Genomic DNA, 21,527 nt, shown 5'->3' on the forward strand with positions numbered 1-21,527 from the left:
CCCGATTGCTTTATCGCGCCCATCATTTATGCGTGACAGCCTGTTCAGAACATCAGGATCGATCCATGGCCAATCCCGTCACCGTTGAAGTCACCCGCGGCGCGCGCGTCGAAAGCCGGCATCGCGGCGCCGTCATCGCGGTCGATGGCGATGGCAAGGTCGTCTTCTCGTTGGGCGATGTCGAGGCGGCCACGTTTCCGCGTTCGGCCTGCAAGGCGATGCAGGCGCTGCCGCTGGTCGAAAGCGGCGCCGCCGATGCGTATGGTTTCGGCGACAGGGAGCTGGCGCTGGCCTGTTCATCCCACAATGGCGAGGACGAGCATGTCGCGGTCGCAGCCTCTATGCTGGCGCGCGCCGGCCGCGATGTCGAGGCGCTCGAATGCGGCGGCCACTGGTCGTCGAGCCAGAAGGTGCTGATCCACCAGGCCCGCACGATGGAAAGCCCGACGGCGCTCCATAACAATTGCTCCGGCAAGCATTCCGGCTTCGTCTGCACCTGCGTCCACCAGGGCGTCGATCCCAAGGGCTATATCGGCTACGACCACCCGCTGCAGCGCGAAATCCGCGCCACCATGGAAAGCCTGACCGGCGCCGTGCTCGGTCATGACAATTGCGGCACCGACGGCTGCTCGATCCCGACTTACGCCGTGCCGCTGAGAGGTCTCGCCCATGGCTTCGCCAGGATGGCGACCGGCAACGGCCTTGAACCATTGCGCGCGAAAGCCTCGCGCCGGCTGTTCGATGCCTGCATGGCCGAGCCCTTCTATGTCGCCGGCACCGGCCGCTTCTGCACGAAGCTGATGCAGCTGGCGCCCGGCCGCATCTTCGCCAAGACGGGTGCCGAGGGCGTCTTCTGCGCCGCCATTCCCGACCAGGGCATCTCGATCGCCGTCAAATGCGACGACGGCCATGCGCGCGCCGCCGAAAGCATGGTTGCGGCAGCGCTTGCCCGCTTCTTCGACAAGGACAGCGCCATCGGCGCCGGTCTGGCGGACCTCGCGACTTCAAGCATGCACAACTGGAATGGTATTCACGTCGGCGACATTCGCGCGGCGGCGGTACTCTCCGATTAAAGCGTGCCGGAATGGTACATTTTGAATATCAAAGATAGTTTCGTCTAATATATGCGAAACTGAACCGGATGACGGCGCGTGCGCTTTCATCCGGTTAAGCTACTCTTGGCGCAGTACATCGATTGCCATGAGGGCAGGATATGTTTGCAGGCCGCTATCTCTGGTGGATGCTGATCGCTCTGGCGGTCTTCCTGTTCTTCGCCATGAGCTTCGATTACGTCACCTGGGCAACCGTCGCGACATCGAGCTGCGCGCGCGTCGCCGGCTCCTGCGGGCCGCTGATCCTCATGATGACGGGCACGATCAAGCCGGTCGGCTATTACATCGCCGGCGGCATCATCCTCGTCGTCACCTTTGCCCGCATTCACCACATCGGCCTGAGCTGGCTCTGGTGCCTCTTCGTGCTCGTCCTCTTTGCCGCCTCGGCGCCGTTCCCGCTGCTGCTCGCCAATGTCTGGACCGGCCAGATGAACTCGGAAATGGTCATGCAGAACCTGCCGGTGGCCTTCCCCTTCCTGGTGGTGTTCTGCACCTATATCGGCTGGTCCTTCGAGGATGGCGCGGGCAGGCCGCTCGGCCGCTGGCGCTGGCTGCGGGTCGCGATCCGGCTCTCGGCCCTGTATGGCGTGATGGCAGCGCTCGCGCAGACACCCTCTTTCGCCTGGATGCCCGGCCGGCTGCTCGGCATGCCCTGGCTCTCGGTCCTGCTGGCCACCTGGCAGCCGAAGCTCGAGACGGCCCTCACGCTCGGTGCATCGGATGACCGCATCGCCTATCTGGCTTTTGTTGTCTTCGCGCTCGCCCTGGCGGCAAGCCTGTTCGGCCTCCGCATCGAGGATCTGCGTTCCCGCCTGACGACACCTTTCATGCTGAAAGGGTCGCGCCATTGAGGCTCCGCGCATGGCGTCGCGGCCTCGCTTTCTCTCTCGCAATCCCACGCGCGCGCTCTATGCTTCCCTGAAAACAGGAGTCGTCATGCTGACATTGTATTTCGCGCCCGGCACATGTTCCCGCGCCAGCCTCATCGCGCTCGAGGAATCGGGCCTTCCCTTCGAGGCGAAGCGGATCGATACCGCCAGTGGCGAACAGCGCTCCGAGGCTTATCTGAAGATCAACGCCAAGGGCCGCGTTCCGGCGCTTGCGACGGAAAAGGGCGTGCTCACCGAAACGCCTGCGATCCTTGCCTATATCGCGGCGATCGCGCCCTCGGCCGCACTGGCGCCACTCGACGACCCCTTCGAATTCGCCCGCCTGCAGGCATTCAACAGCTACATCTGCTCGACGGTGCATGTGAACCACGCCCATGGCCGGCGCGGCGCCCGCTGGGCCGATGACCCCGCGGCGCATGAGGCGATGAAGGCCAAGGTGCCGGAGACCATGGCCGAGAGCTTCGCGCTGATCGAAGACGGCATGTTTGCCGGTCCCTGGGTGATGGGCGAGCGCTATTCCGTCGCCGATCCCTACCTGTTCGTCATGACCGGCTGGCTTCCGAGCGACGATGTCGACCCGGCGCGCTTCCCGAGGGTTGCCGACCACTATGCCCGCATGCTCGAGCGCCCCGCCGTGCAGCGCGCGCTTGCCCGCGAAAAGGCCTGAGCCGCGTCACCACTGGTCCGCGGCCGGGGCCTGAAAGCTCCTTATCTGTTCAGGCCGTTTCCTTGGTGCGTGCCGCCTGCATGGCGATATAGGCCGGGCGGGCCTGGCAGCGCTTGATCCAGGCATCGACAGCGGGATGCGCGTCGAACAGCGCGCGTTCCGACTGGGCATAGCGCAGCACTTCGGCGAGGTTGAGATCGGCGGCGGTGAAGCGGTTGCCGACGAGATAGTCGGTCGCGCCAAGGTGCGTATCGAGCATCGCCAGCGGGCGCTTCAGCGAGCGGTTGGCCACCGCGATGGTCGCCCGGCCTTCCTCGGTGTCTTCCTTGCCGTTGTCGTAGGTCAGGACGAGCTTGATCGTGTGGATCTCGACCTCGGTCGCCGCCCACATCGTCCACATGGTCAACAGCCCGTCTTCCTCCACGCTCTGTCCGGCGAGCGAGCCGCCATGCTTGCGGGCGAGATAGAGCGTGATCGCCAGCGATTCGTGCATCACGAGATCGCCGTCCCTGATGGCGGGGATCATGGCCATCGGATTGATGGCGGTAAAATCGGGCGACAGCGTGTTGAACGGCGCATCCGCTGCCAGCGGGTTGTCGAGGCGCCGCGCCTGCAGCACCGGCACGGAGGTGAATTCCAGCCCAAGCTCCTCCGCCATCCAGTAGACGCGCGAGGCGCGCGAGCGGTAAACGCCGTAGATTGTCAGCATGATGATGTGCCCCTCTTCAAGTTTGCCGCGAGCCTAGAGTCTTTCCTGCTTAGATTGAAGCATTCTGTTGGCTCAAACGGAGTCGGATGGTCGTCCGGCCGGCGCGCGTCGTAGCCAACGCATACGGCCAAGCCGGCCGGACGATCAGACGGCCCGTTTCAGCCAACCCGAAGGGCCGGGCATCTTTCCGCCAGGATCAAAGGCGATCGGCTCGACCGTACCTGGGGTATGCCCTTCGCCAATCGCCTTTGCCCTAACGAAAACCTGCTCCGGCAGAATGCTTCAATCTAAGCAGGAAAGACTCTAGAGGGTAGGGCGCTGAAGCGGAAGCTTCCATGGCTGATGGGTCAATCAAAGCTTTTGATGGCGTGGCTTATGAGACACGATTGCGCTCGACGGTGAGATGCGCGTATCCGCCAGCACCGTCAGCCAGTTCTCCCGACATCTTCTTGTTCCAGGCGAAGCCGACGACCGCACCCTCGGCCATATCCTGAAACACGTTGTCGGTGATGACGGCGGTGCCCGCCCCATCGACGACGGAGACCGCGCAGCCGACCGGCGCCTTGCGCACCACATTGCCGGTCACCACGAGGTCGCGCATGTAGGGACCCCAGCCGAGCTGCATGCCCCACCTGGGCGCGCCCTCGATGATGTTGTTCGAAACCAGCGTATCGGCCTCGGCGGCGATGCCGATGCCGAAGCTGACATCCGGCTTGTAGGGGCCGTCGAGCTTGAGATTGCGCACGACGTTGCCGGTGACGCTGGCGAGCCTGCCGCCCTTGTCGAAATTGGCGATCGAGATGCCGTTGGCGGCCCCGTCGATCATGTTGTTGGCGACCACGGCCCCTTCGAACTCGAATTCGACATAGATGGCCGTCTCGCCCGAGCGCCGGCACTGGTTGCCCGTGATCTGAACGTCGGAGGCCGAGTTGGCGCGGATCGCGGTGAAGGCGCAGTCGGAGACGTGGTTGTTACTCACCATGACATTGTCGGCGCGAAACAGGTTGATGCCGTTGCCGTTCTGCCCGGTGCCGCCCTCCGTGGCGCCGATCCGGTAGATCCGGTTGCCGCTGACGATGCTGTCGTCGGCCGCCTTCTTCCAGCGATGGATCAGGATGCCACCATTGCCGCAGTCGAAGACCTCGTTTCCGGTCACCGAAAGGCCCGACGATTCCACCGCGTAGAGCCCTGATTGCGCGGCCCCCGAGATCCGGCTGCGCTCGATCCGTCCGCCGCAGCGCTCCAGCTGCAGCGCGTGCTTGCGGCTGCCCGAGATCTCGCAATTGTCGATCACCACCTCGTCGATGCCGGTGAACTGAACCAGGGCGGAGGTGTCGTCGCCAAGCCAGCGGTTCTGCCCGTCGATCACGATGTTGGAGAGCTCGATGCGCTTGACGTCTACGGCGGTAAACAGGCGTCCGTCGCCGGTATAGACGATCCGCGACGCGCCCGGGACGCCGGTGATGCGGGTGTTCTCGGGCAAGGTCAGGTTCGACACTCTGTAGACGCCCGGCGGCAGGAATACCGGCACGTTCTCCGCCGACGCGTCGTCGATCATCTTCTGCAGGCTGCTGCTCCTGCGATCGCCGGGATCGGGTGCCTCCTTGTATTTCACCGCGTCGATCGAGCCGCGCATATCGGGCTGCCGGCTTGCCGCGAAGACGGGCGGCGCCAGCATCGCGACGGTCGAGCAGGCGGCAAGGCGCAACAGGTTGCGGCGGGACGAGAGCGGCGTTTGTTTGTTCATGCTCTTCGCCATGCAGGAACCGTGCCGCGGCGATCGTATCGTTTTGGCACATCGAGGATCGAGGCCGTGGTGATTTGTTAATGATCGACGACCGCCTGTCATCCGTCTTGCCGCCATCTCGCCGCCGGATCTCGCCGTCATCGCCAGGGGCGCGCGGACCGATGCGCGCGACCGATCCCGCCATCGCCTCTGGTTCTTCCGTCATTTGCCGCTATCTCTATGGCGATGAGATTTGACGCGCTGCTTTATCCCGCGCCCGAGGGCCTCTATTGCCCGGTGGGCCGATTTTATGTCGATCCGGTCAGGCCCGTGGAGCGCGCGCTGATCACCCATGGCCATTCCGATCACGCCCGCTCCGGCCACGGCCATGTGCTCGCCACCCGCCAGACGCTCGACATCATGCGCATCCGCTATGGGGAGGATTTCTGTGGATCGGAACAGGCGGCAGCCTTCGGCGAGGAAATCGTCGTCAACGGCGTGACGGTGAGCTTCCATCCGGCCGGCCATGTGCTCGGCTCCGCCCAGATCGCCATCGCGAAGGACGCCACCCGCATCGTCGTCTCGGGCGATTACAAGCGCCGCCCGGACCCGACCTGCGCGCCCTATGAGCCGGTGACCTGCGACGTCTTCATCACCGAGGCGACCTTCGGCCTGCCTGTGTTCCATCATCCGGACCCTGCCGGCGAAATGGCCAAGCTCTATGCTTCGCTGCGCCAGTTTCCCGAGCGCACCCACATGGTCGGCGCCTATGCGCTCGGCAAGGCGCAGCGCGTGATCCGCCTGTTGCGCGACACCGGCTACAATGAGCCCATCTATATCCACGGCGCCATGGAGCGGCTGTGTGACTATTACGTCAGCCAAGGCATCGATCTCGGCGAATTGCGCCCGGCAACCGTCGAGGGACGCGACAAGTCTCTGTTCAAGGGCGCCGTCGTCGTCGGCCCGTCATCCGCCTTCGCCGACCGCTGGGCCCGCCGTTTCAACGACCCGCTCCCCGCCTTTGCTTCCGGCTGGATGATGGTGCGCCAGCGCGCCAAGCAGGGGGGCGTCGAACTGCCGCTCGTCATCTCCGACCATTGCGACTGGCCGGAACTCACCGACACCATCTCCGAGCTTCATCCGGCGGAAGTCTGGGTGACGCATGGGCGCGAGGAGGCACTGGTGCGCTGGTGCGAGTTGCAGGGCGTCAAGGCCAGGCCGCTGCATCTGGTGGGGTATGAGGATGAGGCGGAGTGATGATGGTGTGTGATCACGAAAACCCCTCCCCAACCCCTCCCCACAAGGGGGAGGGGCTTATGCGTGGCGCCGCTGGCGCAAATGGTGACATCTCGACTTGCGGAACGGTTACGGCTCTTCCCGAGAGGCATCCCCAGCTTAGTCCCTCCCCCTTGTGGGGAGGGGTTGGGGAGGGGACTTTGCCACCAGCGGGAAGCGCGCCATGAAAGCCTTCGCCGACCTCCTCGACCGCCTGGTCCTCACGCCATCCCGCAACGGCAAGCTGAAGCTGCTGGCGGATTACTTCCGCGACACGCCCGATCCCGATCGCGGCTATGGTCTGGCGGCCATCGCCGGCACGCTCGATGTCCGCAACGTCAAGCCCGCCATGCTGCGCGAACTGGCGCTGGAGCGCATCGACGAGGTGCTTTTCCGCTACTCCTACGACTACGTCGGCGATCTCGCCGAAACCATCTCGCTGGTCTGGGACAACGAGCGCGTCATGGAGCGCTCGGCGCTGGCGCAGCCGAGGCTGGGCGAGGTCGTGGCCGAGATGAACGCGCTCGGCCGCACCGAGGTGCGCGGCTATGTCCGCGACCTGTTCGATCGCCTCGATGCCTCCGGCCGCTTCGCCTTCATCAAGCTCGCGACCGGCGCGCTGCGTATCGGCGTCTCGGCCAGGCTCGCCAAACAGGCGCTCGCCGATCTCGGTGAACCCGACGTGACCGAGATCGAGACGCTGTGGCATGGCCTGCAGCCGCCCTATGAGAGCCTGTTTGCCTGGCTGGAGGGCAAGGGTGGCAAGCCGGTGCTTGCGACGCCGGCGATCTTCCATTCGGTGATGCTGGCGAACCCGGTGGAGGAGGGCGATCTCGCTCAGCTCGATCCGGCCGACTATGCCGCCGAGTGGAAATGGGACGGCATCCGCGTGCAGCTGTCGCGCGCCGGCGAAACCCGCAAGATCTACTCCCGCTCCGGCGACGACATCTCCGCGGCATTCCCCGATATCGTCCAATCCATCAGCTTCGAAGGCGTGATCGACGGCGAGCTTCTCGTCGGCGGCACCGCCCGGTCGAACAGCCCGACCCGCACCTTCTCCGACCTGCAGCAGCGCCTCAACCGCAAGACCGTGACGCAGAAGATGCAGGACGATTACCCCGCCTTCATAAGGGCTTACGACCTGTTGTTCGACGGCGAGGAGGACGTGCGCGCCAAAACCTATCTCGAACGTCGCGCGCGCCTGGCCGAGATCGTCGAGCAAGCGCCGCACGAGCGCTTCGACCTCTCCGCGCTGGTTCAATTCTCCTCGTGGGAAGAACTCGACGACCTGCGCTCGACCCCGCCCGATCCCGTTATCGAAGGCGTCATGATCAAGCGCCGCGACAGCGTCTACCAGGCCGGGCGTCTGAAGGGGCCGTGGTTCAAGTGGAAGCGCAACCCCTATAATGCCGACGCCGTTCTCATGTACGCGCAGCGCGGCCACGGCAAGCGCTCGAGCTACTATTCCGATTTCACCTTCGGCGTCTGGGTGGAAACGCCCGATGGCGAGCAGCTGGTGCCCGTCGGCAAGGCCTATTTCGGCTTCACCGACGCCGAACTCGAGATCCTCGACAAGTTCGTGCGCAACAACACCACCGAACGCTTCGGCCCGGTGCGCGCCGTGCGCGCCGACAAGGATTTCGGCTTCGTGGTGGAAGTCGCCTTCGAAGGCATCAACCGCTCCAACCGCCACAAGTCAGGCGTCGCCATGCGCTTCCCCCGCATCTCGCGCCTGAGACAGGACAAGCCGACGGCGGAAGCAGACAGGTTGAGTACACTGGTGGCGATGATTGATGCGAAGGCGGGGTAGGGCTGCAACCAAAGGTGAACTGGATCGTCGCCGTTTCCGGCGATAACTCTCTGCGCGACCAAAATCGCCATCAGCCTCTCTCGGGTTTCTAACCCGCTCACGGGGAGGCGCATCTTGATTTTATATCTTTAAATATATATATTACTTGAGGTGGCTTCATGACATATCGCGTGCAGTTTCATCCGCAATTCGTTCCCGAATGGAAAAAGCTGGAAATGGGATTGAAGGAACTCGTCGGCGAAGTCCTTGACCATCTGGAAGACGACGGACCCTTCGTTGGTCGTCCGGAAGTGGACACGCTCTCCGGTTCCGGTCACTTCAACATGAAGGAAATAAGAGTGAAGTTCGGGAGGCAGCTATGGCGTTTCGCCTTCGCGTTCGATCCTGCTCAGAGCGCAATCGTTCTTTGTGGCGGGGACAAGCAGGGAGTAAACCAAGCGCTCTTTTACAAGCAGTTGATTAGGAAGGCGGACCTGCGGTTCGACGCATGGCTGAAGGGGGTGAAAGATGAGCAATGAGTGGAAGGCACTGCGTGCCGAACTCCCTGAAGATGTTCGCGAGCGGCTTGATGAGAAACGGCGGGAGCGTCGCCTGGGCAAGGCCTTGGCGGAAGTGCGCAAGGCGATGGGCGCAACGCAGCAGGAGGTCGCCGCAAGTGCCGGCATGACGCAAAATACCGTGTCGAAGATCGAGAGCGCCGATGACGTGCTCTTGTCATCGATCGTGCGCTACATGCATTCGATCGGCGGCGGCGTCGAGATCGTCTTGAAGACCCCGGACGGGCAGTCGAGGCGCGTCGATTTCGATCCCGACATTGAGACTGAGCAACGGGCATAGGTGCGTTTCCGCACCCCAAATCCCTCATCTCGCATTTTCCTGATGCAAAATACATCCGACTGTGCATCCTCAAGACAATGTGTCTTGGCGTCGGCGCGCCAAGGGTGCAAGCATTTGAATTGCCGGGGAGACGGAAGAACGAGATGACAGACGACGACCATTCCTTTTCGCGCCAGCGCCGGCTGCTTCTGAAGGGGCTCGCCGGCGCCCTTGCTCTTCCGGCCCTTCCGGGCGTCGCCAGCGCCTTCGACGTCCCCGCCGAGCCGCGGCTGATCACCCGCGATTACGCCAAGGTGCGCAAGCGTTTCCGCACCCGGCTGCTCGAGAAGGGCCCGGCGCCCGACACGTATGAGCCGCTCGACGCGCCCGCCAATGCCGACAAGATATTCTATCGCTCCGGCTATGGCGGCGAGCTGGAGCTGGCGGCATGGGTTTCGAAGTACAAGCGCGAGCGCAAGTCCAAGCCCGGCATTCTCTTCCTGCATGGCGGCAATGCGATGGGGGTCGGCCACTGGAACCTGATGGGACCCTATATCGACGCCGGCTTCGTGGTGCTGATGCCGTCGCTGCGCGGCGAAAACGGCCAGGCGGGCAATTTCTCCGGCTTCTACGACGAGGTGGACGATGTGCTCTCGGCGGCCGACCGCCTGGCGCATCTGCCGGGTGTCGACGCCGACAGGCTTTTCATCGCCGGCCACAGCATCGGCGGCACGCTCACCATGCTGACCTCGATGTCGACCCACAAGTTCCGCGCGGCGGCCCCGATCTCGGGCAATCCCGACGCATTCCGCTTCTTCAACCGCTATCCGCAGGATATCCGCTTCGACGACGACAACACCCGCGAATTCGAGGTGCGCACGGCGCTGTGCTACGCCCAGAGCTTCAAGTGCCCGGTGCGTGTCGTCCACGGCACCGACGAATCGCATTTCAACGACCGCGCCGGCCTGCTCGCCAGCCGCGCGCGCGCCGCCGGACTTCGCATCGAGACGGATACGGTCAAGGGCGGACACACGTCGGCGCTCCCCGAGGAAATCGAGCAGAGCATCCGCTTCTTTCGCGGCGTGGCGGCTTAACGGTCGATCGCGCCGGGGCGGTGGCTGGCCGTCGTCGCCAGCTTCGCGCCAGCCGCGCATGCCATCCTCGCGACAGCTGTAAATGTCGCTGTTATCGATGAGGGTGGTTTCATGAATGGTCTAAGCCGGTTGTCGGCCATGTCGGGGCTCGTGTTGGCGGCCCTGTCGCTTTCTGGCTGCAACATTCTCATTCCCGATACCGGCGCGACCGATCCGGCCCGTTTCGTCCAGGAAACCTATCCCGTCTTCTACAAGCCGCCGGGCATCGATCCCGATCGTGTCCGCCCGGTCAACGCGCCGATCCCGCAGCGGCCCGGCGTTCCGGCGACGATCTACAACCAGACCTATGGCATCCCTGGGGCGACCCAGATGCGGACCTACGGCATGCCGGTGGTCAATCCCGTCAGCGCCGCGATGTACGGTGAGGTCAGGGACAATGACTTCACCCTGCCGGCCATCCCGATCAGCCGCGTCGATCCCGAATATCTGCGCCAGGAGGTCAATTACCCCTCCAGCGAAAAGCCCGGCACCATCATCGTCGACACCAGGACCAAGCATCTCTATCTGATCCAGGCCGGCGGCAAGGCCATTCGCTATGGCGTCGGGCTCGGACGCGATGGCTATGCCTGGTCCGGCCGCGGCGTCATCCAGTGGAAGCAGAAGTGGCCGCGCTGGACGCCGCCCGACGACATGGTCAAGCGCCAGCCCGAAGTCCGCGCCTTCTCGGCCGCCAATGGAGGCATGAATCCGGGCCTTGGAAATCCGCTCGGCGCGCGGGCTCTCTACATCTTCAAGAATGGCGAGGATACGCTCTACCGCGTCCACGGAACGCCCGACTGGCAGTCGATCGGCAAGGCCGTATCGTCGGGCTGCGTGCGCATGATGAACCAGGATGTGATGGACCTTTACGAGCGCGTTCCGGCCAAGGCGGAGATCGTGGTGATGTAGCCGCGCAACAGGCGGCATGAGAACGTCGCCTCGAGCAGCCACACGTCTTCGTGAGGTTCTGGTTTATTCAGCATAACGAGATAGGTTCCTCAACTGTAACCAGCGTTGAAGCCCCCCAGAAGACGGCGTTCGTCGTCTTCGCGCTAAAGGAAAACAGACCCGCGTTATGAGCTTTGAAAAAACAATATCCCGCCGCACCTTTCTATCGCTTTCAGCGGTAACCGCGGCATCGACGCTGGCAGGATGTGCCTCCACGTCGGGCACCAGCCCGATGGCGGGTCAGCCAGTGTCGTTCCCGAACCCCATCCGTGCTTTCCAGACCACGCCGGCGCCGACGGATGCCGAGCTCGCCGTCATGTACGGCCCGGTCGAGGACAGCGGTTTCCTGATCCCGGCGGTCCCGTACCAGCAGATCGATCCGCGCTTCTATCGCCAGCAGGTCATCGACCCCACCGGCGAGCGTCCCGGCACGATCGTCGTCGATACGCCCTCGCGCCTGCTCTATCTGGTGCAGCCGGGTGGTACCGCGATGCGCTACGGCGTCGGCATCGGCCGCGAAGGTTTCGCGTGGCAGGGCACCGGCGTCATCCAGTGGCGTCAGAAGTGGCCGCGCTGGAAGCCACCGAATGAGATGGTCGCCCGCCAGCCGGAACTCGTCAAATATTCGATCGAGAACGGCGGCATGGAGGGCGGGCTGAAGAACCCGCTCGGCGCCCGCGCGCTCTACATCTTCTCGGGCGGTGAGGACACGCTGTACCGCCTGCACGGCAATCCGGACTGGCGCTCGATCGGCAAGGCCGTATCGTCGGGCTGCGTCCGCCTGCTGAACCAGGACGTCATCGACCTCTACGATCGCGTGCCGAACAAGGCGCCGGTCGTCGTCAAGCAGTAGGATTGAAATCCTCGTCTCTCCCCGTCGCGGGGAGGGACGTTCCGCGCCCAGGGCGCAAGCCCGTCGCATGCGGGCGCCATCCCTCTGTATCCCAATGTGAAGATCGACGGCCGCGTCAAACTCCACCCGTCCGGTGGTCGGCGGGGGTCAGCGCGTCTCGGTCAGGTTGCCGCGCAGGCCCTGCAGCTTCTCGCGGATATCGGCCATCTCCTCCAATGTGCAGCCGATCGACTGGCCGATCGAGGTCATGATCGTGTCGACCTCGCCGCGCATCGCGTCGCCCTCGGCGGTCAGCGACACGATCACCTGCCGCTCGTCCCTGAGATCGCGCGTGCGCACGATCAGGCCGCTCTGCTCAAGGCGCTTCAAGAGTGGCGACAGCGTGCCGGAATCGAGATCGAGCTGCTCGCCGATCGTTTTCACCGGCAGTGCCGTTCGCTCCCATAGAACCAGCATGACGAGATATTGCGGGTAGGTGAGGCCCACCTTGTCGAGGATCGGCTTGTAGGCGCGCGTAAAGGCATGCGCCGTCGAATAGACCGCGAAGCAAAGCTGTCGTTCCAGCCGCTTTTCCTCTTCCGGAATTGTCATCGTCTTTGTCGCCGTCTGTGTCGTTTGCGCTTTCGTCATCGTCTTTCCCCGATACCGCATTGTCGTCCTTTCGGATTTCGAATGCAATTTGCAAAATTCACTTGCGTACAATTTAATTGCGCGATATACAAAATCCAACCCCAACGAAGGAGACTCACATGCCGATCCTCTACACGACCAAAGCTTCCGCCACCGGTGGCCGCGCGGGCCGCGCCGTTTCCGAAAACGGCGTTCTCGATGTAACGCTGACGGTTCCGAAGGAACTTGGCGGCGACGGCGCCACCGGCACCAATCCGGAACAGCTCTTCGCGGCAGGCTACTCGGCCTGCTTCCTCGGTGCCCTGAAATTTGTCGCGGGCCAGCAGAAGGTCAAGATTCCCGAGGACACGACCGTATCCGCCACGGTCGGCATCGGCCCGCGTGAAGATGGCGGCGGTTTCGGCATCGAGGTGGCGCTGACCGTTCATATTCCGGGTCTCGACAAGCCGACCGCCGAAAAGCTGGCCGCCGCCGCTCACATCGTCTGCCCCTATAGCCACGCCATGCGCACCTCGACGGAAGTGCCGGTCACCGTCGCCTGACAAGGCCGGATGAACCTGTCGAAAAAACGCGCCGTTCTCGCTGGGAACGGCGCGTTTTGCTGTTTTCACGACGCGATTCAGCGTTGCCGGGTTTGAGGCATGTTCTAGGATTCTGTTAAAGAGTGCTCACTATCTCATCATACCAGTTGACGACTGGTGGTGAATTTGAAAGAACCGTGCGGCTCGCTAGGGGAGGAGGCATGTCCGTCGGGGCGCTCGTGCAGCAAGGCGCGAACAGCTTGTCGGACATGAGAGGCCGCCTTTCGGAGTTGGGCTAGAGATCAACATCCAGCATTCCCGACAGAGCGGGGCTGCATAGAACAAGTCGCACGCGTGGACCGAGACAGGCCGCAGCGGTCTTGTCGGGAGGACTATGTGAACGCGACGTTAAATCTATCAGACCAGGAACAGCAGGTCGAAAAATCGGCGATCCGCAAGATCTCCATTCGTCTGGTGCCCTTCATTGCCTTGATGTTCTTCATCAACTTCCTCGATCGCACGGCAATTTCCTTTGCCGGCCCGAACGGGATGACGCAGGACCTCGGCATGACCGCCGCCCAGTTCGGCTTTGCCGCTGGCATCTTCTTCTTCGGCTACATCATTCTGGAAATTCCCAGCAATCTTGCGCTCCATAAATATGGCGCGCGCCGCTGGCTCTCGCGCATCATGGTGACCTGGGGCGTCGTCTCGATGCTCTTCACCTGGGTGAGCAGCATCAATGGCCTGTATACGCTGCGCTTCCTGCTCGGCATCGCCGAAGCCGGCTTCTTCCCCGGCGCCATCCTCTATCTCAGCACCTGGGTTCCCGGCCGCCACCGCGCCAAGATCCTGGCGCTCTTCTATCTGGCCCAGCCGCTGACCACGGTCATCGGCGCGCCGATCGCCTCGCTGCTGATCCAGGCACATGGCCTGTTCGGTTACGAAGGCTGGCGCATCATGTTCCTCGGCGTGTCCGTACCGGCCGTCGTCGTTGGCATCATCACCTGGTTCTACCTGCCCGATACGCCGACCGCCGCCAAGTGGCTGACGCCGAACGAGCGTGACTGGCTGAACCGGGAACTCGCCAAGGAAGAAGCAGGCAAGCTTTCCGGCCATGGCTCGATGACCCTGCAGGCGCTGAAGGACAAGCGCGTCTGGCTGCTGTCGTTCATCTACTTCGGCCTGATCTATGGTCTCTATGCGCTGGCCTTCTTCCTGCCGACCATCATCGCGGGCTTCGAGACCAAGTTCGGCACCAAGTTCAACGTCTTCGACAAGGGCCTGATCACGGCGATCCCGTACCTGCCGGCCGCCATCGCGCTGTTCTTCTGGAGCCGCGATGCGTCCAAGCGTGGCGTCCGCGCCTGGCACGTCGGCATCCCGGCCCTGGTCGGCGCGATCAGCATCCCGCTCGCCCTGCTGATGTCGTCGCCCGAGGCAACGGTCATCGCGATCACGCTGACCGCCTGCGCGATCTTCTCCGCGCTGCCGAACTTCTGGTCCTTCCCGTCGCGCTTCCTGACGGGTGCCGCGGCTGCCGCCGGCATCGCGCTCATCAACACCGTGGGCAATCTCGCCGGCTTCGCCGCGCCCTACATCACCGGTGCCGTCAAGGATGCCACGGGTCTCTACGAGATGCCGATGTTCATCGTCGGTGGCCTGATGCTGATCTCGGCGCTGCTTGCCTTCTCGATCGGCAAGACCATCAAGGACCCGTCGGCGAAGTAAGCTTCGACGGTCACGACTATGGCAACCCGGTCTGCATGGCAGGCCGGGTTGTTTTTGTGAGGGCGGAATTTTTGCCAGCCATCTTTCCATAAGAAATAAAGTCGCTATATTATTTCCAAGGAAAGGATCGCTGCCATGGCCATCGCCCATCCGCTATCGGGTACGCACCCCTCGGAAGCCGTCGTCATCACCAAGGCGGCCGTCGCCGCCGCCGAGCGGCTCGGCATCAGCGCCCGCACGCTGTCTTCCGTGCTTGGCCTGTCGGAAGCCACGGTATCGCGCATGAAGCGGCAGGACTACCTGCTGGAGCGCGGCTCCAAATCCTTCGAACTCGCCATCCTGCTGGTGCGCCTGTTCCGCTCGCTTGATGCCATCGTCGGTGGCGATGAAGCGGTCGCGCGTGCGTGGCTGCGCAACGCCAACACAGCGCTCGGCGCCACCCCGCTCGAAAAGATCGTCACCATACCGGGATTGACCGATGTCCTCGCCTATCTGGACGCCCGCCGCGCTATCGTGTGAAGCGCGACCCGTTTCCGGCCGCTTCTGGCGGCTGGTGGAGGCGCAGCATCAGATCTCGACCTTGAAGATCGTCGATACGCTGGAAGAGCAGGCCCTGCTCGAAACGCTGCTGGAAGAAAGCAAGCCGGTCCTGCCGCCGGAGTGCAGGGGGCTCGATTATCTCCTGGCGACGCCCTTCCGCTACGGCGCCGTCTACCCGCACGGTTCGCGCTTCCGCCGGGCAGGGCGAACCCTCGGCGTCTACTACGCATCGGAAGCGGTCGAGACCGCCATATCGGAGATGGCCTTCTACCGGCTGCTGTTCTTCGCCGATTCCCCTGATACGCCGCTTCCCGCCAACGCCGCCGAATACACCGCGTTCGCGGCAGCCGTCGAGACGCCGCGCGCGATCGATCTCACCACGCCACCGCTCGATCGCGACCATGCGATATGGAGCGATCCCCAGCACTACGAGCCCTGCCAGGCGCTGGCCGATGCCGCGCGCGAGGCCGGTTGCCAGGCAATCCTCTACGCCTCGGTGCGCGATCCCGGCCATCGCCGCAACATCGCGCTGCTCACCGCCTCGGCCTTTGCCGCGCGCGATCCCGTCGAGCGCCAGACGTGGCGCCTGCGCCTGTCCGCGACGGGCGTCCAGGCGCTGTGCGAATTTCCGAAAGCCAGGATAGGCTTTAGCCGCGCCGATTTCGGAAGCGACCCACGCATCGCTCAAGGAGCCTGACTAGGCCAGCGCCTGCAGATCCTGTCGCAGCCGCTCGGCATTGCCCTCGGGCAGGTTCTTCTCCAGCGCCGCATGCGTGCTTTCCCAGATCGGCAGCGCCGCCACAAGCACGCCCATGCCCTCGGGCGTGAGGCGCAGCAGTCGCGCGCGCTTGTCCTTCGGATTGGTGATGACCTCGACCCAGCCGCGCCGCTGCAATGGCTTCAGCGCCGCCGTCAGCGTCGTCTGGTCCATGGCGAGCAGTCTGGCGACCGGCCCCATCGGCGGCGGCTCCGGCCGGTTCAGCGACATCAGCAGCGAGAACTGCCCATTGGTCAGCCCCGCCGGCCTGAGCGCATCGTCGAAAAGCCGCGCCAGGGCCCGCGCGGCCCGCTGCGCGTGCAGGCACAGGCACGTGTCGCGCACCAGAAGCGTCGTCGCGAAAGGAATTTCGGTAGCGTTTGACATGTCTAATTTCTATTGATATCAATATATCTAGTCAAGGAAAAGGAGAATGGACCGTCTCGGTCGCGCCGGAGGAGGGCGCACACGATGCAGAACCAAGTCGTTTCCCGTGAAGAATGGCTCGAAGCCCGCCGCGCGCTGCTTCTCAAGGAGAAGGAAGCAACGCATCTGAGGGACAGGGTCAATGCCGAGCGCATGGCGCTTCCCTGGGTCAGGGTCGAGAAGGATTACGTTTTCGACACGCCCGATGGCCGGAGGTCGCTTAGCGATCTCTTCGATGGCCGCAGCCAGTTGATCGTCTATCATTTCATGCTCGGTCCCGATTGGGAGGCCGGCTGCCCCGGCTGCTCCTTCCTGTCCGACCATGTCGATGGGGCGCTGCCGCATCTGAACAATCACGATGTCACCTGGGTCGCCGTTTCGCGCGCTCCCGTCGCCAAGATCGAGGCCTACAAGAACAGGATGGGCTGGAAATTCCCATGGGTATCCTCGGCATCGAGCGACTTCAACTTCGACTATCACGTCTCCTTCAGCCCGGAAGATCTCGGCGGGGACAAGGTATTCTACAACTTTACTTCGATCCCGCCCGAAGAAGCCAATGACGAACTTCCGGGATTGAGCGCCTTTTACAGGAACGACAAGGGCGAGATCTTCCACACATACTCCAGCTACGCCCGCGGTCCGGAAGAGCTGATCGGCACGCTGATGATCCTCGACCGCGCACCGAAGGGCCGCAACGAGGATTCGACGATGAACTTCGTCAAGCGCCACGACGAGTATGCCGACGCGCCCAAGGCGTCATCCTGCTGCCATTGACGCCTGAGATCATGGGCGGCTGAGATCATCAGTGTCCGTATCGACGCAACGAAGAATGTGAAGGGAGATCACGATGTCGGAGACCCACGGCAAGTTCATCTGGTGCGAGTTGATGACGCCCGATACCAAGGGCGCCAGGGATTTCTACACAAAGGTCGTCGGCTGGACGACCAGCGAAATGACTATTCCCGACCAGCCGCCCTATACCATCTTCGAGGCCGATGGCGTCGGCCGTGCCGGCATGATGGTGTTCCCCGCCGAGCTCGAAGGCACCGGCGTCCCGCCGAACTGGACCGGCTATGTCGCGGTCGACGATGTCGACCGGAGCGCCCGCGATTTCGCCGCCAATGGCGGCTCGGTCCGCCGCCCGCCGGAAGATATTCCCGAGATCGGCCGCTTCGCCGTGGTCGCAGACCCGCATGGCGCCGTCATCTGCATCATGACCCCGGCGCCGATGGACAATCCTCCGCCCGAAGCGGCGGTGGACGCGCCCGGCACGCTCGGCTGGAGCGAACTCTATGCCGACGATGGCAGTCAGGCCTTCACCTTCTACGAGAAGCTCTTCGGCTGGACCAAGGACCACGATTTCGACATGGGCCCGATGGGCGTCTACCGCATCTTCGCCGAGCACGGGACACCGGTCGGCGGCATGATGACGAAGCCTGAGAATGTGCCGATGCCGGCCTGGGTCTATTACTTCAACGTTCCCGCCATCGATGCCGCCATCGAGCGGGTCAAGGCCGGCGGCGGCCAGGTCGTCAACGGCCCGATGGAGGTGCCCGGCGGCAGCTGGGTGGTGCAGGCGATCGACCCGCAGGGCGCCTTCTTCTGCCTTGTCGCGCCGGCCCGCTGAGCGACCGGCGGACCCCTATCAAGCATCTGGAACGACCACGAATCGGCCCCGGCAACGGGGCCGTCTCGCTGTGGCGAAATAGCCTCTATCGTTCTATTTTTATTATAATTTTACCGGCTAAAGGCTTTTGCGGTTAACCGTTCCTAAACATTTCTGGGTGGATGCATAACCGGCTATATCGGCGCCTATAGGGCAGTATTGCTTTTGTATCTTCGGCGGAATTATTTGGCCTCAGTTTCTCATTGGGGTATTTTGTATGTCTATCGAAGATTCTCGCATCTCTGCCGTTGACAATGAAACCGCATCGCATGACTTGATCTCCGATATTCAGCAGGATGCTCTTCTGCGCACTTCCGCCCGTGGCGGCGTCGAGGTCGCGCAGGCTCAAGGCACTCAGCCGAACGACCAGCAGGCGCCCCAGTCGACTGATACGACCGGCCGCTTGCCCGCCGCTCCAGAGGCGACGGCAGCCGCGCCCGCCGGCCAGATTGTACCGGATCAGAACAACATCGCCCGCCTGCCGGAAGGCACCGCGATCGACGACATCCGCGTCCGCGGCAACGATCTTATCCTCGTCCAGGCCGATGGCACCGAGATCGTCATCGTCAACGGCGCGGTGAACGTCCCGACCTTCCTGCTCGGCGAAGTCGAGCTGCCGCAGCAGGCCGTCATCGCGGCGCTCGAGCAGAGCAACATCAACGTCGCCGCCGGCCCCGACGGCTCCTATTCCGCGAGCTCCTCGCCTTCGAGCTCCGGCGCCAACTTCCAGGACTCGATCCAGGGCAACTTCGGCGATCCGACGCAGCTCGCCTCGCTGCTCGCCGACACGCAGCAGCCCGATGCGACGCCGGGCCGCACGCCGGATCTGCAGAACGGCGTTCCGCTCCTCACGGCAAGCAGCATCTCGCTGGTCACGGAAGCAAGCGACGGCAATGGCGGTTTCGCCACCCAGGTCGTCAACGGCCAGTTCGGCTTCATCCCCGGCAAGGACCTCGGCGTCATCACCGCCGTCGGCCTCTCCGATTCGCTCGACATGCAGGAAGGCACGCAGAGCGGCACCTCCGTCGCGCTGACCTCCAACGGCCAGGCGGTCACCGTGACCGTCAACGGCCTGACCATCACCGGCACGGTCGACGGCCAGCCGGTCTTCACGCTGACGGTCACCAACATTCAGACCGGCGCCTACACCTTCACGCAGTTCGGCCCGCTCGATCATCCCGACCGGGGCCAGACCGGCGCCGACGACGTGCTGCGCCTGCAGTTCAGCTACACCGTCACCGACAAGAACAACGATCAGGTCACCGGCATCGCCTCGGTGGACATCCGCGATGACGCGCCGCTGATCGACCTCAAGGGCGAGAGCGACGACAGCGTCGTCAGCGAAGGCGGCCTGCGCGGCGCCGAAAGCCCGGCTGTCACCGGCAGCATCTCGCTCGGCGTGCAGTGGGGCGCCGACAACGGCAGCGGCCGCGACCTGACATTCGACGCGCAGAGCGCGCCGGAGGGCCTGCAGTCGCAGGGCCAGGACATTCTCTATAGAATCTCCGCCGATGGCCACACGCTGACCGGCTACACCGAGACCGTTATCGGCGAAGGTTCGGAAGCCGTGGTCAAGACCACCGACGTCTTCGTGGTGACGCTCGATCCGACCGCCGCGAACGGCGCCTACAGCTTCCAGCTTCTGACCAGCATCGATCATCCGCGGTCGGGCCCCGGCGGCGAGATGATGCCGCTCGAAGTTGCGCCGTCGCAGGACAAGCAGATCGACCTGACATTCGCCATCACCGCCAAGGACGCCGACGGCGACACCACGCCGGCCGACTTCACCGTCACCATCAACGACGACGTGCCGGTTGCCAACAAAGTCACCAACGAGACCCCCATGCAGGACGACCTGCAGACGATCTTCCCGGGCAACAGCAATGTTGGCGTGACAAGCGTCAGCGGCGGCGCCGGTGCGCTGTTCACGACGGGGGCGGACGGCTTCAAGAGCATCGTCCTCGGCGGCGAGCAGATGAACTTCTCAGCCATCTACAAGGATGAGAACGGCTTCGCCATCAAGGAAAGCGTCAGCTGGAGCAAGGGCGTTGTCAACGGCGGTGACACCACTTTCACGGCGATCGGCAGCAGCCTGCAGACCGTCGCGACCTTTGTCGTTCACGCCGATGGCTCTTATGAGTTCACCGCCAACGCGCCGATCGTCCACGGCGAAAGCGGCCAGGACAATTTCTACCTGACGGTCAACTTCATCGTCACCGACGGCGATGGCGACACGTCGAGCGGCTGGCTCGGGGTCACCATCAACGACGACGCCCCCACGGCAAGCACCGTGACTGTCGCGACCAAGCTCGACGACGACGCGCAGACGCTCTTCCCCGGCAATGAAGGCGGCAAGGGTGACGTTGCCGACGCCAAGTCGGTCTCCGGCGACGCCGGCACCCTGTTCAAGGCCGGCGCCGATGGCGTCCAGTCCGTGTCCTTCACGGCGCCGACGGGCATTCAGGCGATACGCGACGTCAACGGCAATGGCGTTGCCGAAGCGCTGGTCTACACCACCACGACGGAAAAGGGCGGTTTGACCATCCTGACGGCGACCGGCAAGGACAGCGGCGACGTCGTGTTCACGCTGACGGTCAAGGCCGACGGCAGCTACACCTTCGACCTGTCCGCTCCGCTGGTGCATGCCACCAAGGGTGCGACGGAAGACAACCTGCCTGTTACCATCGGCTTCCAGGTCAAGGACGGCGACGGCGACACCGCCAACGGTTCGCTGACCATCAACGTCAATGACGATGTGCCCGTCACCACGGGAACGGTCGTTGCCGTGACCGCCGACGAAGGCGACATCGCGACCTCGCTGTCGCAGGGCAATTCGCCGTTCGATGGCACCGCCGACGGCTCGTCCACCGAGTGGGTGTCTCGCCACAACTACGCCGCCACGGTTTCCGGCTCGGTTGCCGCCACTGTCTCCTTTGGCGCGGATGGCTCCGCTGCCACTGGCGGCTTCTCGTTCACGGCCAATGCGGCCGCGACGCTCAAGTCTTTCGGCCTGTCGTCGCAGGGCGACAAGCTCTCCTATGTTGTCATCGGCAACACGATCATCGGCTATGTCGAGAACGGCGGAAGGGGCTTCGATAGCCAGGTCGACCGTCCGGTCCTGTCGTTCACACTGAACGGTAACGGCAGCTTCAAGTACCAGCAGTACGACCAGCTCGACCACGTGGCCGGCAACGGCGCCAACACCGATCTGAAGACCGCGTCCGGCCCGCTTGCCGGCATCGACTTCGGCTCGGTCATCAAGGCGACCGACGGCGATGGCGACAGCGTTACCTTGACCGACAAGCTCGTCGTCAAGATCA

At 63.6% G+C, this 21,527-nt stretch carries 22 protein-coding genes; 18 read left to right on the forward strand and 4 right to left on the reverse strand.

Going from position 1 to position 21,527, the window contains the following annotated elements:
• Nucleotides 1-65 precede the first annotated feature (65 nt).
• The 3 genes from GGQ67_RS15585 to GGQ67_RS15595 all read left to right on the forward strand — a co-directional run bounded on the left by GGQ67_RS15585 (nucleotide 66) and on the right by GGQ67_RS15595 (nucleotide 2,669).
• Nucleotides 66-1,073 carry an asparaginase gene (locus GGQ67_RS15585; protein ID WP_183901058.1) on the forward strand — a complete coding sequence of 336 codons (1,008 nt, stop codon included), beginning with the start codon at nucleotides 66-68 and terminating at the stop codon, nucleotides 1,071-1,073.
• A 140-nt stretch (nucleotides 1,074-1,213) separates the two neighbouring features.
• A complete protein-coding gene (locus GGQ67_RS15590) occupies nucleotides 1,214-1,963 on the forward strand; it encodes a hypothetical protein (RefSeq protein ID WP_183901059.1) in 750 nt (249 codons plus the stop codon).
• 85 nt (nucleotides 1,964-2,048) lie between these two features.
• Nucleotides 2,049-2,669: a glutathione S-transferase family protein gene (locus GGQ67_RS15595; protein ID WP_183901060.1), complete on the forward strand. Its 621-nt coding sequence runs from the start codon at nucleotides 2,049-2,051 to the stop codon at nucleotides 2,667-2,669.
• A 49-nt stretch (nucleotides 2,670-2,718) separates the two neighbouring features.
• Here GGQ67_RS15595 and GGQ67_RS15600 read toward each other — a convergent pair whose 3' ends face one another.
• Both GGQ67_RS15600 and GGQ67_RS15605 read right to left on the reverse strand, forming a co-directional pair.
• Complete coding sequence (locus tag GGQ67_RS15600) at nucleotides 2,719-3,378, reverse strand: glutathione S-transferase family protein (RefSeq protein ID WP_183901061.1); 660 nt, start codon at nucleotides 3,376-3,378, stop codon at nucleotides 2,719-2,721.
• Between the two features lie 373 nt (nucleotides 3,379-3,751).
• On the reverse strand, nucleotides 3,752-5,125 hold the full coding sequence (locus GGQ67_RS15605) for a TIGR03808 family TAT-translocated repetitive protein (protein ID WP_281393595.1): 1,374 nt from the start codon (nucleotides 5,123-5,125) through the stop codon (nucleotides 3,752-3,754).
• Between the two features lie 80 nt (nucleotides 5,126-5,205).
• Here GGQ67_RS15605 and GGQ67_RS25110 point away from each other — a divergent pair, with 80 nt between their 5' ends.
• The 8 genes from GGQ67_RS25110 to GGQ67_RS15640 all read left to right on the forward strand — a co-directional run bounded on the left by GGQ67_RS25110 (nucleotide 5,206) and on the right by GGQ67_RS15640 (nucleotide 11,939).
• Complete coding sequence (locus GGQ67_RS25110) at nucleotides 5,206-5,361, forward strand: hypothetical protein (RefSeq protein WP_210279660.1); 156 nt, start codon at nucleotides 5,206-5,208, stop codon at nucleotides 5,359-5,361.
• Nucleotides 5,351-6,361: a ligase-associated DNA damage response exonuclease gene (locus GGQ67_RS15610; protein ID WP_183901153.1), complete on the forward strand. Its 1,011-nt coding sequence runs from the start codon at nucleotides 5,351-5,353 to the stop codon at nucleotides 6,359-6,361. The genes GGQ67_RS25110 and GGQ67_RS15610 overlap by 11 nt, the downstream gene beginning before the upstream one ends.
• A 202-nt stretch (nucleotides 6,362-6,563) precedes the next feature.
• Nucleotides 6,564-8,189, forward strand: coding sequence for a cisplatin damage response ATP-dependent DNA ligase (locus GGQ67_RS15615; protein ID WP_183901063.1), 1,626 nt, complete (start codon nucleotides 6,564-6,566; stop codon nucleotides 8,187-8,189).
• A gap of 158 nt (nucleotides 8,190-8,347) precedes the next feature.
• Complete coding sequence (locus GGQ67_RS15620; protein ID WP_183901064.1) at nucleotides 8,348-8,707, forward strand: type II toxin-antitoxin system RelE/ParE family toxin; 360 nt, start codon at nucleotides 8,348-8,350, stop codon at nucleotides 8,705-8,707.
• Complete coding sequence (locus GGQ67_RS15625; RefSeq protein ID WP_183901065.1) at nucleotides 8,697-9,026, forward strand: helix-turn-helix domain-containing protein; 330 nt, start codon at nucleotides 8,697-8,699, stop codon at nucleotides 9,024-9,026. Before GGQ67_RS15620 ends, GGQ67_RS15625 begins: the two co-directional genes overlap by 11 nt.
• A 143-nt stretch (nucleotides 9,027-9,169) precedes the next feature.
• A complete protein-coding gene (locus GGQ67_RS15630) occupies nucleotides 9,170-10,099 on the forward strand; it encodes an alpha/beta hydrolase family protein (RefSeq protein WP_183901066.1) in 930 nt (309 codons plus the stop codon).
• A 111-nt stretch (nucleotides 10,100-10,210) separates the two neighbouring features.
• Nucleotides 10,211-11,047 (forward strand): L,D-transpeptidase, encoded by an 837-nt coding sequence (locus GGQ67_RS15635; RefSeq protein WP_183901067.1) that lies wholly within the window; start codon nucleotides 10,211-10,213, stop codon nucleotides 11,045-11,047.
• 166 nt (nucleotides 11,048-11,213) lie between these two features.
• Nucleotides 11,214-11,939: a L,D-transpeptidase gene (locus tag GGQ67_RS15640; protein ID WP_183901068.1), complete on the forward strand. Its 726-nt coding sequence runs from the start codon at nucleotides 11,214-11,216 to the stop codon at nucleotides 11,937-11,939.
• 147 nt (nucleotides 11,940-12,086) lie between these two features.
• Here the strand turns inward: GGQ67_RS15640 and GGQ67_RS15645 are convergent, their stop codons facing one another.
• On the reverse strand, nucleotides 12,087-12,569 hold the full coding sequence (locus GGQ67_RS15645) for a MarR family winged helix-turn-helix transcriptional regulator (protein WP_183901069.1): 483 nt from the start codon (nucleotides 12,567-12,569) through the stop codon (nucleotides 12,087-12,089).
• 119 nt (nucleotides 12,570-12,688) lie between these two features.
• On the opposite strand from GGQ67_RS15645, the gene GGQ67_RS15650 reads away from it, so the two are divergent.
• The 4 genes from GGQ67_RS15650 (at nucleotide 12,689) to GGQ67_RS15665 (ending at nucleotide 16,055) form a co-directional block, all read left to right on the forward strand.
• On the forward strand, nucleotides 12,689-13,111 hold the full coding sequence (locus GGQ67_RS15650; RefSeq protein WP_112944451.1) for an organic hydroperoxide resistance protein: 423 nt from the start codon (nucleotides 12,689-12,691) through the stop codon (nucleotides 13,109-13,111).
• Between the two features lie 375 nt (nucleotides 13,112-13,486).
• The gene (locus GGQ67_RS15655; RefSeq protein ID WP_183901070.1) at nucleotides 13,487-14,818 is read left to right on the forward strand and encodes an MFS transporter; all 1,332 of its coding nucleotides are present in this window, start codon (nucleotides 13,487-13,489) and stop codon (nucleotides 14,816-14,818) included.
• Between the two features lie 135 nt (nucleotides 14,819-14,953).
• Nucleotides 14,954-15,337, forward strand: a complete 384-nt coding sequence (locus GGQ67_RS15660) for an MbcA/ParS/Xre antitoxin family protein (protein ID WP_183901071.1) — start codon at nucleotides 14,954-14,956, stop codon at nucleotides 15,335-15,337.
• On the forward strand, nucleotides 15,297-16,055 hold the full coding sequence (locus tag GGQ67_RS15665) for an RES family NAD+ phosphorylase (RefSeq protein ID WP_183901072.1): 759 nt from the start codon (nucleotides 15,297-15,299) through the stop codon (nucleotides 16,053-16,055). The genes GGQ67_RS15660 and GGQ67_RS15665 overlap by 41 nt, the downstream gene beginning before the upstream one ends.
• Here the strand turns inward: GGQ67_RS15665 and GGQ67_RS15670 are convergent, their stop codons facing one another.
• Nucleotides 16,056-16,502 carry a MarR family winged helix-turn-helix transcriptional regulator gene (locus GGQ67_RS15670; protein ID WP_183901073.1) on the reverse strand — a complete coding sequence of 149 codons (447 nt, stop codon included), beginning with the start codon at nucleotides 16,500-16,502 and terminating at the stop codon, nucleotides 16,056-16,058.
• A gap of 84 nt (nucleotides 16,503-16,586) precedes the next feature.
• Between GGQ67_RS15670 and GGQ67_RS15675 the strand changes: the two genes are divergently transcribed.
• The 3 genes from GGQ67_RS15675 to GGQ67_RS15685 all read left to right on the forward strand — a co-directional run.
• The gene (locus tag GGQ67_RS15675; protein ID WP_183901074.1) at nucleotides 16,587-17,315 is read left to right on the forward strand and encodes a DUF899 domain-containing protein; all 729 of its coding nucleotides are present in this window, start codon (nucleotides 16,587-16,589) and stop codon (nucleotides 17,313-17,315) included.
• Nucleotides 17,316-17,388: 73 nt separating this feature from the next.
• Nucleotides 17,389-18,168 carry a VOC family protein gene (locus GGQ67_RS15680; RefSeq protein ID WP_183901075.1) on the forward strand — a complete coding sequence of 260 codons (780 nt, stop codon included), beginning with the start codon at nucleotides 17,389-17,391 and terminating at the stop codon, nucleotides 18,166-18,168.
• Between the two features lie 313 nt (nucleotides 18,169-18,481).
• A partial coding sequence (locus GGQ67_RS15685) for a T1SS-143 repeat domain-containing protein (protein WP_210279661.1) occupies nucleotides 18,482-21,527 on the forward strand: 3,046 nt, incomplete at its 3' end.

This window comes from Rhizobium metallidurans, from assembly GCF_014196505.1.
Taxonomy (GTDB): domain Bacteria; phylum Pseudomonadota; class Alphaproteobacteria; order Rhizobiales; family Rhizobiaceae; genus Rhizobium; species Rhizobium metallidurans.